This is a genomic window from Paraburkholderia suaedae, assembly GCF_040812055.1.
In the GTDB taxonomy this organism is placed as follows: Bacteria; Pseudomonadota; Gammaproteobacteria; order Burkholderiales; family Burkholderiaceae; genus Paraburkholderia.
Genome location: NZ_JBFOAH010000023.1, coordinates 35,449 through 51,908 on the forward strand (window position 1 = coordinate 35,449; position 16,460 = coordinate 51,908).

Below are 16,460 nucleotides of genomic sequence, written 5' to 3' on the forward strand. Positions count from 1 at the left end.
TGGGTTGCAGCACATCAGGCAAAAACTTCGTCGTCAACCGGCTGATTACCCGGTGGATAAATCTGCGCAAGCTCGGCACGCTTGCGCTCGAGGCCGCGCTGCAGCTCGGCGGACCACAAGCACTCATCGGCGCCGTGCTTCGCCGCGAGCCGCGTGCGCAGCTTGCGTTCGAACACGCGTTCCAGATAGACGGGCAGCCAGACGTCCGGATCGTCGCCAAACTCGGCGCGCACCCCGTCGCAGATCAGTGCGTTCTCGCGATCGCCAGAGAACACCGCAATCGCGTCCCCAAACCCGTTAAGGTCGAAACTGGCGAACGCCGACTGGGTGCCCTGCTTGATCAGGAATCGGCGCGACTGTGGCGTGAGTTTTTTGAATTCCTTGAACTCCTTGCGGGTCATGCCGTCACGCAGATAAGCCTCTTCTTCGGCCGCCGGATCGGCCAGCCAGATCTTCGTCGCGACCAGACTGCGCAGCGCGGGAAACAGGTCTGCCGCACGCTGCGCCTGCTCCGGCTGTTGCGTGATCAGTCCCATAAATTCACCTTCCTTACGCCCGCTAGCCAGCGTTTCCTCGATCTGCTCGCGGATCGTGCGAAAGCGCAGCGGCAGCCAGTACTCTTCGATCACCGTCAGCATCAGGGTGCCTTCCCGACGCATCAGTTTTTTGAGATGGAACAGATATGCAAACGCGGGCTCCGACGGCTCATAGTTTTCGACAAGAAACGCCTCAACATCGAACCCGATCCAGCGTTGCTCGCTCATGTTCAATGAGAGATTGGGCGGGTTATCGAACACCCACCAGAACCGGCCGCCCTCCGACTTGCACCAGATCGACAGACGTGCGCGCAGGCCGTCGTCGCCTTCGTCGGGAATGCTGTCCAGTAGCAGGCTGAAGCGGCGCAGCCGAACGTCATCGACCCCCATTACCGCATCGACGGCGTTGCGGCAGTGAATCTTCTCGCCGGCCGTCAGGTCAATCCTGATTGGCTTACCCTGATGGTCGAAACCGTTCTTGCGGCCGCACAGTTCGACGAGCCCGTACAGGAATTCGCGATTGTCTGGTGTGTCGGCGAGCTCGAACGGCGCCCATTCGGTCGGCTTGCCTTTCTCCAGATAGACATAGGCGCCGCCCATCGCCCGGATGAACACTTCCCAGCCCCGCCCCTTGTCCAGCACGTACAGCATCGGATCGAAGCGGGACAGCATGCCGGTCGCCGCTACGATGACCGTAGATTTCCCGCTGCCGGTCGTGCCTTTCGCTTCAAAATGCCCGGCCACTTTCTCCGAGACGTTGATGTCCCCCAGCCGGCTCGCGTGCGAGCTGTAGTTGTACACGCCCGAATCCGAGCGAAACGGGATGACGGCTGACCCGTCACCGATCGGGTTACCTTCCGCCTTGCCCGACGAGTAGTCATGGCAGGTGTACATCGCCGCAAAATTGCGCGAGGACTGCACTTTCGGACGCGGTTTGACCGCAGCGCCCGGGACCTGCGAGAAGTACGTGAACGGAGCAGAACCCGTCGCGGGCGACCATTCAACCCCACACTCGTTGCGTGAGCGCGATGCAAACCTGTCGGCGTTCTCCAGTGCCTCTTTCGCTGTTTCGCCGTAGATAACTGCCGCGCCGTGATATTCGCCGAACGAGAGTTCACCCGTGTTCACATAACCCTGTGCGTCGCGCAATTCCTTGACCTGATGCTTCGCCTTGTCACCGGCCGACTCCAGCTTGTTGATTGCCGAATCGATGGTCCGGTTGGACTCGAAGCCCGTCATGCAGTTGAACGTATGCGTAATCGTGAATTCCATGTTCAACGTGATCAACGGGTCGAGCTGGCCCCAGCCCGGTTTCTCCGGGCAACTGCGAAGGTCGAGGCAGGTTGCAACGCGCCGGTACGGCGGCACGTCGCTCGCCCCGATCTCGAGCGTGTTGTACCCAAAGTGCAGATGGCTCGACAGGATGACATCGGTGCCGGGTTCCGCTGCGACCGGCAGATCGCCAGACTTTCCATTGACGAGATAACTGACGAGCCCATACAAGGGCGAGAACAGCATCTTCGTGCCGTTCATGTGCCTGCGCTCGTACACTTCAAGCAACTCGGCTTCATACTCGGCGAACTGCAGCAGCGCCTGTTGTGCGAGAGACCCGACTTCTTTCAGCCCGTCGTCGAACTCCTCGTATTTCAGGATCAGCGACAGGTAGTATCGGTTCTCAAAGAACTTTTCGTCTCCGAAACGTCGCCCGATGTACTCGCGTACGAACCACTGCAGGAAGCGTTGTTTGAACCGGTACACACGATCAAAACTCACGCGCTGTCGCACGAACGTTGCGTGATAGCCAAGGCGGCCACCCAGGTCGCGACCAAGCTTGCTGTACGCTTCCGTATCGCGATCGAACATACGCTCCATCGCGACGTTCTCGTGCACCTCGAACGGCACGCCGCGCATGGCCAGCGTCACCATGAACCGGTTGCCCTCAAGGTGCTGTACGTGTTTCGTGACCGGATGCCCGTACTTCGGAATCCAGTCTTCCACGGCGCCGATCGCGCCGAGGATTTCGCTGGTGACGGCGGGTCTGCTTTGCATCAGGCCTCCGAATCGGGCTCACGCAGCCGGCGCTCACCCTTGGACAACTGTTTGAAAAAATCGCGATAGACGCGGCGCTGCCGTCCGTATCGCAGCGGCGCGAGCGTAGCGGTATTGCCGAAGCGTGGGGCGGCTCGCCCGGCATTTAGCCGCGCGCGGACCCGCAGCTGCCAGAAGTAGAAGCGGCAACGCAATTCCAGCCACATGATCCGCAGGCCTTGGTCGTCGGTTTCGCAGATGTGCTTGAAATACAGCAGCACCGGAAAGCCCAGGAAAACGAATAGCAGACCGCCTGGTCCCACGAAGAAGGAAATCAGCACGCCGACAAACATCGACGCGACGACGACAACCAGCATCGCCATATAGGGGACGCCCCAGATGGCAGCCGTGCGGCCAAGGCCGTTGAATCCAGGATAGCGGGTTTTTTCGTCCGACATGGCGTGCTCAGCTGAACATGTTCCACAGATACGGTGCGAGCACGCCGACCACCGAGCCCACCGCCGCCACCTTGCCGCACATCGTCACAAACTCGCTCCAGTGCGCGCGATCGGCCCAGCACTCCGCCCCTTTCCACATCAGCACGCAGGCCGCGACGACGCCAAGGAACGAGTAGAGCCAGATCTTGAAGGTGTTCGCGCCCTGCGTCGCCGAATCGAGCCCACCACCCGCGAATGCAAGTTCCGGACCGATTGCGATGCCGAAGGCTATCGTCTGGCGCATATGGGTTGCGATTCGCCGCATTGATATGCGATATGAATAACCTTTCAGTTGTACTAATTTCACGGTCGTGGGCTTCGTATTGCGATACATGTCTTCTCCTTTCACGTGGTTGAGATCAGGCCGCGTCGTCGCGGCTCAGGTCAGTTGCAGTCGTTGTCACAAGCGGAATCGCCGAATGCGTCCCATGACGGGTGCGGTATGTCCTGCCGTTGTTTTGCGCCACTGCGGTGCGCGGAAGATGTTTTGGCATCGGGCGCTGCTGCGCGTGCTGGTCTGTCGGACTGACTGTCCATCACAACAGGAATCGCAGGAACGACGTTGGTTGAACCTGCCGCCATCTGGGCGTTGGCAACAACTCGCTGTACGTAACTGGTGCCGCCAGCGTCGGCTGACTCGCCGCGCGTGAAATTGCCGCTGTAGTAGCAGCTGATCGCAGCACGCAATGCCGGCGCACCCTGCCCCAATGCCGCAATCGCACGCTCATAACAGTCGCGCAGTATCGCGCTGCCCGCGCGCAGGTTCGCACACGGATCGAAGGCCGTTTCGTAGGTCAATCCGTAGCGGGCAAGATTGGCCTTGTTGACCTGTCCAAGCCCCATGCTGAAATTAATGCCTTGTGCATTGAGCGCTTTCGCCGTCACCACCGCTTCAGCGCGATCGCGCGGCTGGCGAACAAGGTGGCCACCAACGACGCCGATCGCGTATGGGTTGAAGCCGGATTCAGTTCTCACGACCGCCTGAAGTGTCGTGGGGTGGACGTTCGGTGCGCATTGCTGGGCCAGGGAGTTGAAATCAAGCATGACTTCCCCCTTCACCAACGCTCGATCGTTGGCTGCGCCCGAACGATATAATGGCTTTAGCCACTGTCGACCTCTCAGGTTTCAGCAACTGGTCAGGTCGGCGTCAATGCTCGCAATATCGACGCTGACCGCTTCTACTACCCGTACCTCCACGCCTGCCCTTCCCTGTCTGGCGTTACCTCGCCAAGATCCGGCCCACACGATGCGAACCAACTTAATCTCCTTCTGACACCTCCTCCTGTCGCGACGTTGGCGATGCGGGGGGCGCATCCGACGCGCACTCCTTGCAGACTGCCTCATCTTCCAGTTCGGCCCGACGAGTACGAAGCTCAACAATCAGCTGCGCATTTTTTGACCGTGCCTCGTGCTTTGCCCGATCGATGAGCCACTCATTTAGCTCTCGGGGGAGTCGACACTGCGAGCGAACGATGTCACCCATTCTCTCTCCTCTGGTGCTTTATAGTCACTACGATTCAGTGACACACTGTCACTATATTCCAGCGCCAACGTAGTGTCAAATGTCACTATGAAAGACAGCTACCGCTCACAATTCCGGCTACCGTGGTCCCTCTACCACCAGTTGAACGAATCCGCCACGAAGAATCAGCGCTCACTCAACGCTGAGCTGGTCGCGCGTTTGGAGTCGACCTATCCCCAGCTCAGTGTCCGCGACGATACCGATGTCGACGAATTACGCGAAACCGTCACTACGATGTCTCTCGCCGAGCTCATGACCCCAGATGAGATAACGATGTTCGCCGAACGCATGCTCGCTCTTGTCGCACGCAAGCGCACTACCAAGACAACACCGTAGTGACACTTTCCAACAGATGATGTGACGAATTCAAGAGGCCCACTTAGCCTTGCGGCCGCAAGTGTTTTATGCTAGTCGCTTGTCTTTGGTAGCCTATGGTTCATGACTGAGAACCACAGCGGTGGAATTAACGCCAGGCCAAACATGTGCAGATAGCCGCCAGGAAGCGCTCTCCCGGCGTGAACCAGACGATCATAGGCCTGCGTTTGCTCAAGATGATGGTGGGTGTGAAGCCCGTTATTTACGAATAGGCGATTGGACAACCAGAAATTAACGTCCCACGCAATCTGATCGCCCAGGTCGTCAGGACTACCACACAGGCCATAGTGCTGCAGGTAGCCAACCGCCTCTACGACGAAGACAGAGACTATGCCCTGCCCCGCGTAGAAGACCGCCCCACGCCACCCACCAAACCACGCGAAAAGACTCACGACGGCTACGCTGACCGGGACGATCTGCAGGAGCCGGCTTCCCCTCCAACTGCGGGCCTGACTTAGCTCGTAAGCAATAGCGGATCTCAGCGCCGAGAAGAAGGAGCGGCCGACGTGACACCAAACCGACAGGTCAACATGGGCCGTTGAGCCAAATCGCGGATCGCCGACATGTCCGTGGTGGAGTTGATGTACGACTCGGTAGTGAGGGTATCCAGCGACTGCTAGCGCTACGTCGGAGATCAACCTGGATACACGCCCGCCCCGGTGCATTACCTCGTGAATGTGCGCCATCGCGAAAGCACTCACCACCCCCGAGGCAATAACGAGGCCGGCAAACTCCAGCGTCCTCGCGGTCATCGCTCTTTCGAGGGCAACAAGCACCGCAGCGCCCCACACGCAAATGTAAGTGACCGGGACTACAGGACCGCTCGGCGCTCGGCTCGCCCTCTGGTTTGTGACCTCCACGTCCTGCCCGATAAGCGCGTCAGCGGCCGGAACCACCGCAACCAAGAACAGCAAAAACAGCCAGGGATGCCGGTAAATGAAGAATGCCGTCGCGGTCGCTGGTAATAGCGTCGACAGCCAGAACCCGCCCTTATTGCTGCGCAAAGATGTCATTTTCTTCCGCGAACCGCACCGCCGCGGTAATGTGCGAAACGCCAATCTTTTCGTTGATCCGTTGGAACTGCCTGTAGACAGTCGTCGAAGACACCTTCAGCTCATCGGCGATCGCACCTGCATTGAAGCCAGATCTTACGAATCCAATCAGCTGCACGTCCTGTTGTGAAAGGCCACACTTTCTGATCGCATCTTCTCGCACTCCCCGCGATGACCAATCGAGGAGCTCCAACGCCAGGGCCCGGAAAAATGCCCTCCCCTCTCTGAGTTTCGGCTCACCTTCCTCGGGCTTCACGCTCGAACCGAGGTAGAGAGCTCCGATCCGGCCTTTCTCGCTAGCGTGCGCAGGAATGAGGAACGTGCTGAGAAATCCGTGTTCCGCGGCAACCTCAAGCATCCGCTTTTGCCCAGCAGTCCGGACTGGCAACTCCGAGCCCAACACCGGCGCAGTGTTCGATCGTGCGTAATCGAGACAAGGGTCCGTCAAATACCATCGGTTCGCGTTGTACAGTTGGCACCATTCAGGGCGACAACCGATCAGGAATCGATGAGTGGAGCGACTGGCTGAATGATCGGTAGGATGCAACGAAACGAACACAAACCATTCCGCTCCCTTCGATCGAATTGCGTCGCTAACAAGCGGTATCAACTCCAATTCATCCGCTGCGTTTATAACGGCATCAAAGCTCAGTTCCATTACGGTCGACCCATCTAGATTACTTCACCAATTCCATCCGCCCAGACAATGTTTCGCACTTCCATATAAATCGCCCGCATCACCGAATGATGTGGGTCCGAAAGCGCGAACTTTTCAAACTCGCCTTTTGATGAGATCGGCATAATCTGAACCAGCATAAGTTCGTCACCCTGAATCAAATACCTTTCCGCAATGAAACCGCCTGGCACCTGATAGAGACGAATGCCCACCTGCTCAACATCGGCACTAACGGCTCGTTCATAGACAAGGTTCTTCATAATCCTCGCCTTCGATCTCGGGGCGATGTCCGCACGCTCGACACGTCCGATTCTTGACTTCATGCTCAGACAGAGACGAAATCACATTGTCGGCCACGCATCTTTCGCACTCGAAGATCGATACGAAAAATTCCACGCGGCAGACTTCGCACTTCATTTGATGGACTTCGTTTTCCTGCAAGACTTCCCATCCATCATCACCGTGATCGGCCCCACAAGAAGGGCACACAATGCTGATACAGTCGCTCATAGTTTCCAATACAACAATCATCTTCACTCCGGCGAATCGCCGGGCCACGTCATGCACCCGAGTGCTACGCCAGCCTTCTGCCCATCCGCGCTGGATACTTATCGCGCGGTCCACTCAAACGCTGGCTTTGCACGTAATTAACGAACTTTTCTATCTCGGCGTCGGCCATCCCGAGCCATGCGAATCGTATGGTTCCGGGCTCCAACGGGAAAATTAACTCGCGGTCGATGCCGTGATGCTCGAGATACTGAAAGAACACGAACAGGTCATCGTCCTGCAACTGCTCCAACCATGTTCGCAGGCGCTTCAACTCCTCGTCAGTCAGATCCGCCGGCGATATGTTTAGAACGCTCAATGCGAAGCGCGTTGGACAGCGCGCTCGCGGGACGTAGTAAAGATCGCAGTGGTCCTGGTGCGATGTGCGGGGATCGAAGCCCAGTATGGGAAACGAAAGGCCCTGCTCCTTTGCTTCCTTCGCACGCTGCACCCACGGCCGATCATTAGGGGATGTTGGCCAGATGCGTTTCAGGTCATCAGCCCGGTACTTCTCGCGGGATTCCCAGATCTCATGCAGCTCGCAGTACTCCCAGGATTGAGAAATCCGGTAAGCCGCATCGACAAGCGGGCTGTCGTGCCAGTGAGCGAGCGGTCTGGTGCGCTCCGCTGCATACATGCGCTGATGGTCATCTTGCAGATTGACGCCCGACTCCTCGAACAGGCGACGAAATAGAACCAGTGATTTGCGGAAATAGTGGGATGCGCCATCTGACTGCGCATACAGGCGCTCCGGAAATGTTTGCGCGTTATCCGGTGCAACATGGCCATTGGCCGCGTCTGTAATGCCCGTGACAAGCCAGAAAGCATAGTGCGGGAAAAGACGTGCCAGCGCCTCGATCATGTCTGGCGTGGGTCGTTGTCGACGATGAAACACCTTACGCCAGCGCTGAATGGAAATACGGGTGTATTCCGTCAGCCGCTCCAAGTAACCCCGGCCAGGCTCGGGCCTCGGGAGTGTACCGAACGCCCTGCGAAGTGCGCCCTTTGGCCTTTCGTCTTCACTTGGCGCGAGGCGTGCCTGCTCATTCAGGAGCAAGATCATGCGGTCTTCGATCGTCGTGGTCATATTTGAAGCAATCCCAATCAGTCAATCTGTCCCGATTAGATCAATTCATAAGATATGACCATACCCGCCCTCCCTTCCCCTCCACCAATTTAGTTACAAACGGAAACACGAAGAAAGGTACCCACTGCTACAAGGTGGAAATTTCTCTGCGTCCATATGCTTCTCGCATAGACGACATGGCAAATATGCCCTATTCCACCCGTATCGCTGGGGCGATGGGCAATGACACGGTTTTAGTGAGATTGAGATAAGGGTCGTTTAGCCGAAGCGCTGAATGAGCGCAAGCGCCACGGCGCGGAGACTGTCTGGCGACAGTTCCTGCAAGTCAACGACTGGTGCGTCTGCAAGTGCGGGATAACTGCGCCGTGTCGAACGTGCATAGGCGGGATCGTAGTGCGCGACCATAACCCGCTCGAACAACTCGGGTATTTGCCGTGTTCTGGCCATTTCCTGCCACACCTCGAACTCTTTGCCTCCGATAAGGCTCCGCAGAGAGGCGAGTTTCGATACGAAGGCGTCCGGATCTTGCTCGAAATGGTGATAGTCCTCTCGCCACAATATGACTCGCTGGACCATCGGCGCATTCACGCAGACTGGCTTGCCCTTCGTATGCATCGTTTCGAGCAGCGCTTGCGGTAACTGCACGTTGCCAATCTTCTTACTCTCTGCTTCCACCCACACCGTGCGGCCGGGCGAGAAAGTACTAAGCTTTTGTTGCAGCAGGCTATCAAAGTATTTCTGCGTCGGCTGCGGGGTACCAGGTATCGCACCAATAACCGAGCCCCGGTGAGACGCGAGCGCCTCCAGGTTCAAGACCTGCGCACCGACGGCTTCGAGTTGATCGAGCAATCGAGTCTTTCCACAACCAGTCGAGCCTGACAGGACCACATACGAGAACTCGCGCGGTAGCTTTGTCAGTTGCTCATTGACCCACCGTCGATAGCCCTTCCAGCCACCAGGTAGACGGTCCACCTTATAGCCGACCGTATCGAGAGCATCAAACCAAAGTCGACTGCGCTTTCCGCCGCGAAAGCAATACACAAGCACCCTGCCATGACGTGGGCGGCCCGCAATTACGGTGTCAAGGTGACGCGAAATGTTTTTCAGCGAATAGGACACGCCGATCAGATATGCCCGCATTTTGTCGGTCCGATGCAAGGTGCCGACCTCGGCGTATTCGTCATTGCTGACCACGGGGAGGTTGATTGCGCCAGGGATGTGATCCACGGCGTATTCGCGTTCGCTGCGCGCGTCGATGATGAGGTCGTAATCTTCGAATCGGTACATGCCCACCTGCCTTGTAATTTTTGGCGTACAACGAATTTTCTCTACGCCATCCAGACAACCGGTCGAGTGCAGGCATGGTACGAACCCCTTGCCTCTCTGGCAAGCCCTACTGGGCACGTCTGTCACCGCTGCTGACTCACGCGGAAGACCTGGCGAGCGCGTCCGGCATATCGGAGTTGCGGTTGCTTACAACGACGATTACGGACTTTTTCCCGCAAGCCGCATATGCAGCGGTGAATCGTGGCCGCGCGTCCTCTGGACTGCAGGCGAGTATGCAGTTTGCGCAACTCTGTCCGGCGAGTGCCGTATGCATGATGAAGACCTTGTAAAGTCTGTTGGCCATGCGGTTTGCGAGACGACCGGCCCCGAAAGAAACTCTCCGCAGTTCAAGGAGCGCACGCGCTGACCTACGGTTTGACATCGAGTGTAGACGGGGGCAACAGCGATCGCACATCGACCTGCTGGCCGTGGAGCAGAAGCAGCTGGGAGTGGAGCACTGTGTTTTTGAGCACGAGCTTCACGCACGTCGCCGACGTTGGAGCACTGATTTCGTCCCTGCATAGGTTGCCGCGGACCGACGCCAGCGAGGTACTAGCCGTGGCTATCGACCCACGCACGTGCCCAACCAAGTCCGGCGAACTGAGCCTCTTCTTCCGTATCAAAAACACCGAGTACCCCCGAGGCTTCAACTATCTTTGTGTCGCGGGTGATGGTTCCGCTGCCTGCGTATTGCTCAGGTGAAAGGACGTCCTCTTGCTGAAGTATGGCGTGACCGAAGATGCGGTATCCGTTGTAGCTTCCCGATTCCATCAGCGCACAACCTCAACATACGAGTCGTGAGCGTCAACACGCAGTACATTTCCCTCGGGCGTGATCAGACGGGGGATTTCCGAGACGTCAGGCGTAACGCGTCGCGTACCTGCACCGGCAGCTCCCTGCTTCACGGCGAGCCTGGCGGCGGTGGTCGGCGTGCGATGCGCCCGTGCTTTTAACAAATGGGGCACACGCCGCTTGTGCGTAAGCGAATTCGTCGCGCCCGCTCCCTGAAGCAATCCACCTCGAGTTTCGGGCGGATTCCAGATTTCTATGTAGCGCTCACCTGCAAACACGGGCGAAGTACACGCCAGTAAAAGCAACCCGCATCCAACCAGTTTCACTATCGTTTCTCCTTGGCGATGCGATTCAATCTGTCGCTGCAGGATACCTCCCCTCCGACGCACGACCCGTCGCAGCCGTCACAGTAGTGGCGGTCGCGCACGGCACCGTCAACAAGCCAGACATCCGTTTCCACCGGACTAGCGGTACCCACCGAGCGGCCATTTTCGCACGCAAAGAACGTCGGCTCCCCGGCTCGTCCGCGACGAATGGCTTCATCGATTTCATGCTCGCCAAACGCAGATTTCATGTCGGCGACAAACGCCGCAATTTCTGGCATCGGATGGCTGACGGGTTTTGCGAGCTCGCATATCCATGAAGCTTCTCCCGAAAAAAGTGTCCGTTCATCGCTACGAATTTCCGTGTAGGATACTGTACATTCATACAGGTATTTGCGCAATTCAATGACCGTCCCGTCCCCCATTCCGGAAGCAATACACCCGTCCCTGTGGCGGGCTGCGCAGCTTGCGCGCGGTCGTGGCAGGACGGTCGATACCGGCTACGCGGCGCTTTCAGCAGAGCTGCCCGGCGGCGGATGGCCGATCGGCGCGCTCATCGACCTGCTGGTCCAGCAGGCCGGCGTGGGAGAGATGCGGTTGCTTCGCCCTGCGCTCAGCACACTGGGCAAACGGCCAGTTGCGATGGTTCAGCCGCCGCATGTTCCGAACGGCCTCGGTCTCGAGTACATCGGTCTTTCTCCGGAAAAGCTGCTGCAGATTCGCGCCGCAAAGACGGCCGACGCATTGTGGTCCGCCGAGCAGATTCTGCGTGCCGGAAGTTGCGGCGCGTTGCTGTTCTGGACGCAGTACGTCCAGACGGCCTCACTGCGGCGACTACATCTGGCCGCGCAGTCTTCGGAGACGCTTTTTTTCATGGTTCGTCCCCTGGCGGCCGCGCAGGATGCGTCCCCTGCCGTTTTACGACTGGCGCTCAGGCCAGAACGCGACGGTCTGACCGTCGATATTGCGAAGCGACGAGGTCCAGCACGCGCGGAACCTCTGTCCATCCCACTTCAACCAACTCCTGTTCTGTTTTCGCACCATGCGCGTATTTCTCGCCGTCCACTTGCCCCGGTTGCAACTCGAGGTCTTCCGACCAAAGTGGCTGCCTGAGCCCGCACATGGCTGCGTGGTCCTGGACAGGGACAAGGTGCTCATCGCAGACGGGGTAGCCAGGTCTGCGGGCGTGCGGGTTGGCATGAAACGCGGCGGTGTGCTGACGCTCACTCCGGGAGTGGAGATGTACGAACGCGAGCCGGGCCGTGAATATGGAGTGCAGCGGGAAGTGGCGATCGCGCTCATGAGATTCTCGCCAGATGTCGCCATGCTCGACGAGGCCGTCGTGGTCGTCGACATCGGTGCGAGCCTGCGTCTGTTCGGCGGTCTGCTTGCGGTGTGCCGCCAGGCGAAAGCGATACTCGACGCAATTGGACTGACCGCGCGAATAAGTGCCGCGCCCACAGGTCAAGGTGCATGGCTGCTCGCGAAACACCGGAACCGGCGTGTACTCAAGATGGAATCGCTTGAGCGGCAACTGTCCGCATTGCCATTGCTGTCGGTGCCGGAGGTTCGACCGTTCGCTGACTGGTTCGCGGGACTGGGCTGCGAAACGATCGCCGATGTACGACGGTTGCCGCGTGCTGGTCTGCAGCGCCGTTGCGGCGAACACCTCCTTGATTCGCTGGACCGGGCCTTTGGCACTGCGCCCGAACTCTTTGACTGGCTGGAACTGCCCCCGACGTTCTCCGCCCGCATTGAAATGCCCGACCGCATCGAGCATGCGGAAGCAGCGCTCTTTGGCGCGCATCGTCTCGTCGTCCAGCTATGTGGCTGGCTGTGCGCAAAACAGCTGGCCCTGACAGGCGCGACCCTCCTGCTGGAGCACGAGCGCGGACGGCAGGCAATTGAGCCGACCCCGATCGGGATCGCGCTCGGCGAGCCAACGTGGCGTGAGGATCATCTTGTTCGCCTCATCAGGGAGCGCCTTGGACGGATCGAGCTGACTGCACCAGTCATTGCCTTGCGGCTCGATGCGTCCAGTGTGCAACCCGCAGTGCCTGCTTCGGACACGCTGTTCCCGGAGCCTGGCGGCTCGGCCGAGGACCACTCCCGTCTTGTCGAATTGCTGGTTGCACGACTCGGCGAGGAGAACGTACTCCGGCCTGCGCCAACCGCGGATTACAGACCTGAAATTGCCAATCGATGGGTGCCTGTCGCAAGTGCGTCGAAAAGCACCGTGCTGCCTGAAGGACTTCCACGACCCACATGGCTTCTGGCAAAACCGGTGCGTCTGCTCATGCGCAAACACCGGCCGTTTTACGGCTCGCCGCTACGCATGGTGTCTCCGGGCGAGCGCATCGAGGCCGGGTGGTTTGATGGCGAACTGGTCACCCGGGACTACTTCGTCGCCCAGGGCGAAGACCAGAGCTGCTTCTGGATATACCGCGAACGCGTCAGCAGTCGGGACGCCGAAGAAGACCAGCGGTGGTTCCTGCATGGCCTGTTCGGATGACACGCCATGGACGCCACCTTTTCCACCCTGCCGGCTTATGCCGAGCTGTTCTGCTTTTCCAACTTCACTTTTCTGCACGGCGCCTCCCATGCGGAAGAACTGGCTGAGCGCGCGGAGCAACTGCGCTATTCAGCGCTGGCCGTCACCGACGAGTGCTCGCTGGCTGGCGCCGTGCGCGCACACGTTGCAGCGAAGCAGGCAAAGCTGCCGTTTATCGTGGGGTCCTACTTCCGTCTGGTGAACGCTGACGGATCACCCGCGTTCGGGCTGATTCTCCTCGCCAGAAACCGCGAGGGATACGGCAACCTGTCCGAGCTGATTACGCTGGCCCGTACACGCGCACCGAAAGGCGAATACCGCCTGACGCCGCAGGACCTGTCGAGGCCCGACAGGGAAAACCGGCACCTGCGCGGCCTGCCCGACTGCCTGGCCATTCTCGTACCGGACTTTCCGGCGAAAGAAGACGTGCTGGCAGCACAGGCCGAATGGCTCGATGACACGTTCACGGGTCGCGCCTGGGTGGGACTTGTGCTGCACCAGCGTGCGATGGATGACATCCATCGGGGCTCGGTCGAATTTGTAGCACGCAATCACGACGTCCCGGTTGTCGCGCTGGGCAACGTCGTCATGCATGTGCGCTCGCGAAAGCCGCTGCAGGACACCATGACCGCGATCCGCGTTCGCAGGCCGGTGCATGAGTGCGGCTATGACCTGACACAGAATGCCGAGCAGCACCTGCGCTCCAGACTACGGCTGGCGAACCTGTACCCCGACGACGCACTTGCCGCAACCGTTGATATTGCAAGCCGCTGCACTTTCTCGCTGGATGAACTGCGCTACGAGTATCCGGACGAACTCGTTCCGACCGGCTTCACCCCTGCCGCCTATCTGCGGCAGGAAACGTACATCGGCGCACAACGACGCTTTCCGTCGGGTATTCCGCACAAGGTGCAGGAACAGATTGAGCATGAGCTTGAACTGATAGCGGACCTCCAGTACGAACCTTACTTCCTCACGGTGTACGACATCGTGCGCTTTGCACGTAGCCAGAGCATCCTCTGCCAGGGGCGCGGCTCCGCGGCTAACTCTGCCGTCTGCTATTGCCTCGGCGTAACCGAGGTGGACCCGGCTCGCGGCAACATGCTTTTTGAGCGCTTCATCTCGAAGGAGCGTGGCGAGCCGCCGGATATCGATGTCGACTTTGAACATCAGCGCCGCGAAGAAGTCATCCAGTACATCTATCGCAAGTACGGCCGCGACCGCGCAGCAATTGCGGCGGCGGTCTCAACCTATCGACCGCGCGGTGCGCTGCGCGAAACGGGGAAGGCGCTTGGCGTTGATCCCCAGATCGTTGACGTCGTCGCAAAGTCGCATCACTGGTTTGATACGAGTCAGGATCTGCTTGCGCGATTCAGGGAATCCGGCCTCGATCCGGAAAAGCCGCTGATTCAGGCGTGGGCGAAGCTCACATCGCAATTGCTTGGCTTCCCGCGCCATCTCTCCCAGCACTCGGGTGGTTTTGTCATCAGTCGCGGCAAGCTGACGCGTCTCGTGCCTGTCGAGAATGCTGCAATGGAGGACCGGTCGGTCATCGAGTGGGACAAGGACGACCTCGAAGCGCTCGGTCTGCTGAAGATCGACGTCCTTGCACTCGGCATGCTCTCGGCCATCCGGCGCGCGCTTGATATTGTGTCGGAGCAGCGCGGCGAGCGTTTCGAAATGCAGGACATACCTGCCGAGGATCCGCAGACCTACGAGATGATTTCGGCTGCAGACACGGTTGGTGTTTTCCAGATCGAATCCCGGGCCCAGATGAGCATGCTGCCGCGGATGCAGCCCCGGACTTTCTATGACCTCGTGATCGAGGTGGCGATCGTCCGCCCAGGTCCGATTCAGGGCGGCGCCGTGCATCCCTACCTGCAGCGACGCCAGGGATTCGAGCCGGTCTCGTACCCGAGCGACGCGCTGAAGACCGCACTGGGACGAACCCTCGGCGTTCCGATCTTTCAGGAGCAGGTCATGCAGGTCGCGATTCTGGCGGCCGGTTTTACCGCCGGCGAAGCCGACCAGCTGCGCCGCGCGATGGCCGCCTGGAAACGTAAAGGCGGACTGGAAAAATATTACGACCGGATCGTTCATGGCATGCAGGAGCGCGGCTATACCCTCGCCTTCGCCGAATCCATTTTCGAACAGATCAAAGGCTTCGGTGAATACGGTTTTCCGGAGAGTCACGCGGCCAGTTTTGCGTTGCTCGTGTACGCAAGCAGCTGGTTGAAGTGCCACGAGCCGGAGGCGTTTCTGGCAGCCATGCTGAATTCACAGCCGATGGGCTTTTACTCACCATCACAATTGGTGCAGGACGCGCAACGTCACGGTGTCAAAGTCCTGCCCGTCGACGTGACAATCAGTGGCTGGGACTCCGCACTGGTAAATCTGCAAGGCGCCGGAAGACCTGCCGTCCGGCTCGGTATGTCGCTACTGCGAGGCATGAAAGACGGCGCGGCGGAACGCATCGAGAATGCACGCGCGGTTCGGCCTTTCGAAAGCGTCAACGATCTTGCACGCCGCGCGCAACTGGACCGCAAGGATCTTCATGTACTGGCCGATGCCAACGCGCTCACCTCCCTCGCCGGCAATCGCCGTGAAGCGCTGTGGCAATCCGTTGCAGCGGTACCAGACAAGGACATGCTCGCGACAGCGGCCGTTCAGGACGAGACGCCAGCTCTCGGTGCGCCAACCGAGGCAAACGACATCGTTGCTGATTACCGTTCAGTGGGCCTGACGCTTAGCCGGCACCCACTTGAACTGCTCAGGCCGCAACTCCTCGCGAACAGGCTGATGCCGGCGTCGACGCTGCGCACCTATCGCGATGGACGACTCGCCCGTGGCTGCGGGCTCGTCACCGTGCGTCAGCGTCCGGGCACGGCCAAGGGTGTGATGTTCGTGACGCTCGAAGACGAGACCGGTAACGTGAACGTGATCGTGTGGCCGGGTTTGCTTGAAAAACAGCGGCAGGAAGCGCTGGGTGCGTCACTGCTAGCCGTCTATGGTACGTGGCAATGCCAGGGGGAAGTACGACACCTGATTGCACAGCGGCTGGTAGACATGTCACACCTACTGGGCACGCTCGTCACGTCGACGCGAAACTTCCATTAGGAACCAGCGTACCATATTGGCGCAACTTTCTT

The 16,460-nt window shown here is 59.1% G+C and carries 15 protein-coding genes; 4 read left to right on the plus strand and 11 right to left on the minus strand.

The window, feature by feature from the left end:
• Positions 1–14 precede the first annotated feature (14 nt).
• The 4 genes from ABQJ48_RS26650 to ABQJ48_RS26665 all read right to left on the minus strand — a co-directional run bounded on the left by ABQJ48_RS26650 (position 15) and on the right by ABQJ48_RS26665 (position 4,105).
• Positions 15–2,585, minus strand: a complete 2,571-nt coding sequence (locus tag ABQJ48_RS26650) for a VirB4 family type IV secretion system protein (protein ID WP_367840956.1) — start codon at positions 2,583–2,585, stop codon at positions 15–17.
• A complete protein-coding gene (locus ABQJ48_RS26655) occupies positions 2,585–3,022 on the minus strand; it encodes a VirB3 family type IV secretion system protein (protein ID WP_367840957.1) in 438 nt (145 codons plus the stop codon). Before ABQJ48_RS26655 ends, ABQJ48_RS26650 begins: the two co-directional genes overlap by 1 nt.
• A gap of 7 nt (positions 3,023–3,029) precedes the next feature.
• Entirely contained in the window at positions 3,030–3,305 is a 276-nt protein-coding gene (locus ABQJ48_RS26660) for a hypothetical protein (RefSeq protein ID WP_367840958.1), read from the minus strand.
• A gap of 140 nt (positions 3,306–3,445) precedes the next feature.
• Positions 3,446–4,105, minus strand: a complete 660-nt coding sequence (locus ABQJ48_RS26665) for a lytic transglycosylase domain-containing protein (RefSeq protein WP_367840959.1) — start codon at positions 4,103–4,105, stop codon at positions 3,446–3,448.
• A 526-nt stretch (positions 4,106–4,631) separates the two neighbouring features.
• Here ABQJ48_RS26665 and ABQJ48_RS26670 point away from each other — a divergent pair.
• On the plus strand, positions 4,632–4,919 hold the full coding sequence (locus ABQJ48_RS26670) for an Arc family DNA-binding protein (RefSeq protein WP_097397551.1): 288 nt from the start codon (positions 4,632–4,634) through the stop codon (positions 4,917–4,919).
• 71 nt (positions 4,920–4,990) lie between these two features.
• Here the strand turns inward: ABQJ48_RS26670 and ABQJ48_RS26675 are convergent, their stop codons facing one another.
• The 7 genes from ABQJ48_RS26675 to ABQJ48_RS26705 form a co-directional block, all read right to left on the minus strand.
• Positions 4,991–5,971, minus strand: coding sequence for a fatty acid desaturase (locus ABQJ48_RS26675; RefSeq protein WP_367840960.1), 981 nt, complete (start codon positions 5,969–5,971; stop codon positions 4,991–4,993).
• On the minus strand, positions 5,949–6,668 hold the full coding sequence (locus ABQJ48_RS26680; protein WP_115783671.1) for an autoinducer binding domain-containing protein: 720 nt from the start codon (positions 6,666–6,668) through the stop codon (positions 5,949–5,951). Before ABQJ48_RS26680 ends, ABQJ48_RS26675 begins: the two co-directional genes overlap by 23 nt.
• Before the next feature lie 14 nt (positions 6,669–6,682).
• A complete protein-coding gene (locus ABQJ48_RS26685) occupies positions 6,683–6,946 on the minus strand; it encodes a hypothetical protein (protein WP_367840961.1) in 264 nt (87 codons plus the stop codon).
• Between the two features lie 314 nt (positions 6,947–7,260).
• Complete coding sequence (locus ABQJ48_RS26690; RefSeq protein ID WP_367840962.1) at positions 7,261–8,319, minus strand: hypothetical protein; 1,059 nt, start codon at positions 8,317–8,319, stop codon at positions 7,261–7,263.
• A gap of 258 nt (positions 8,320–8,577) precedes the next feature.
• Positions 8,578–9,606 (minus strand): tRNA 2-selenouridine(34) synthase MnmH, encoded by a 1,029-nt coding sequence (mnmH, locus tag ABQJ48_RS26695; RefSeq protein ID WP_367840963.1) that lies wholly within the window; start codon positions 9,604–9,606, stop codon positions 8,578–8,580.
• A 591-nt stretch (positions 9,607–10,197) separates the two neighbouring features.
• The gene (locus ABQJ48_RS26700) at positions 10,198–10,416 is read right to left on the minus strand and encodes a hypothetical protein (RefSeq protein WP_093646340.1); all 219 of its coding nucleotides are present in this window, start codon (positions 10,414–10,416) and stop codon (positions 10,198–10,200) included.
• A gap of 346 nt (positions 10,417–10,762) precedes the next feature.
• On the minus strand, positions 10,763–11,161 hold the full coding sequence (locus ABQJ48_RS26705) for a hypothetical protein (RefSeq protein ID WP_367840964.1): 399 nt from the start codon (positions 11,159–11,161) through the stop codon (positions 10,763–10,765).
• A gap of 4 nt (positions 11,162–11,165) precedes the next feature.
• On the opposite strand from ABQJ48_RS26705, the gene imuA reads away from it, so the two are divergent.
• Genes imuA through ABQJ48_RS26720 form a run of 3 tightly spaced genes read left to right on the plus strand, consistent with a single transcriptional unit; the run spans position 11,166 to position 16,428 of the window.
• Positions 11,166–11,873 (plus strand): translesion DNA synthesis-associated protein ImuA, encoded by a 708-nt coding sequence (gene imuA, locus ABQJ48_RS26710; RefSeq protein ID WP_367840965.1) that lies wholly within the window; start codon positions 11,166–11,168, stop codon positions 11,871–11,873.
• Complete coding sequence (locus ABQJ48_RS26715; protein WP_367840966.1) at positions 11,803–13,272, plus strand: Y-family DNA polymerase; 1,470 nt, start codon at positions 11,803–11,805, stop codon at positions 13,270–13,272. Before imuA ends, ABQJ48_RS26715 begins: the two co-directional genes overlap by 71 nt.
• 6 nt (positions 13,273–13,278) lie before the next feature.
• Positions 13,279–16,428, plus strand: coding sequence for an error-prone DNA polymerase (locus ABQJ48_RS26720; RefSeq protein WP_367840967.1), 3,150 nt, complete (start codon positions 13,279–13,281; stop codon positions 16,426–16,428).
• The last annotated feature ends 32 nt before the right edge of the window (positions 16,429–16,460 follow it).

Bases quoted from the DNA above. Each gene is read 5' to 3' on its own strand.
- ABQJ48_RS26655 (WP_367840957.1), bottom strand. From the start codon at position 3,022: ATGTCGGACGAAAAAACCCGCTATCCTGGATTCAACGGCCTTGGCCGC.
- ABQJ48_RS26650 (WP_367840956.1), bottom strand. From the start codon at position 2,585: ATGCAAAGCAGACCCGCCGTCACCAGCGAAATCCTCGGCGCGATCGGC.
- ABQJ48_RS26685 (WP_367840961.1), bottom strand. From the start codon at position 6,946: ATGAAGAACCTTGTCTATGAACGAGCCGTTAGTGCCGATGTTGAGCAG.
- ABQJ48_RS26690 (WP_367840962.1), bottom strand. From the start codon at position 8,319: ATGACCACGACGATCGAAGACCGCATGATCTTGCTCCTGAATGAGCAG.
- ABQJ48_RS26715 (WP_367840966.1), top strand. From the start codon at position 11,803: ATGCGCGTATTTCTCGCCGTCCACTTGCCCCGGTTGCAACTCGAGGTC.
- ABQJ48_RS26700 (WP_093646340.1), bottom strand. From the start codon at position 10,416: ATGGAATCGGGAAGCTACAACGGATACCGCATCTTCGGTCACGCCATA.
- ABQJ48_RS26675 (WP_367840960.1), bottom strand. From the start codon at position 5,971: ATGACATCTTTGCGCAGCAATAAGGGCGGGTTCTGGCTGTCGACGCTA.
- imuA (WP_367840965.1), top strand. From the start codon at position 11,166: ATGACCGTCCCGTCCCCCATTCCGGAAGCAATACACCCGTCCCTGTGG.
- mnmH (WP_367840963.1), bottom strand. From the start codon at position 9,606: ATGTACCGATTCGAAGATTACGACCTCATCATCGACGCGCGCAGCGAA.
- ABQJ48_RS26720 (WP_367840967.1), top strand. From the start codon at position 13,279: ATGGACGCCACCTTTTCCACCCTGCCGGCTTATGCCGAGCTGTTCTGC.
- ABQJ48_RS26660 (WP_367840958.1), bottom strand. From the start codon at position 3,305: ATGCGCCAGACGATAGCCTTCGGCATCGCAATCGGTCCGGAACTTGCA.
- ABQJ48_RS26665 (WP_367840959.1), bottom strand. From the start codon at position 4,105: ATGCTTGATTTCAACTCCCTGGCCCAGCAATGCGCACCGAACGTCCAC.
- ABQJ48_RS26670 (WP_097397551.1), top strand. From the start codon at position 4,632: ATGAAAGACAGCTACCGCTCACAATTCCGGCTACCGTGGTCCCTCTAC.
- ABQJ48_RS26680 (WP_115783671.1), bottom strand. From the start codon at position 6,668: ATGGAACTGAGCTTTGATGCCGTTATAAACGCAGCGGATGAATTGGAG.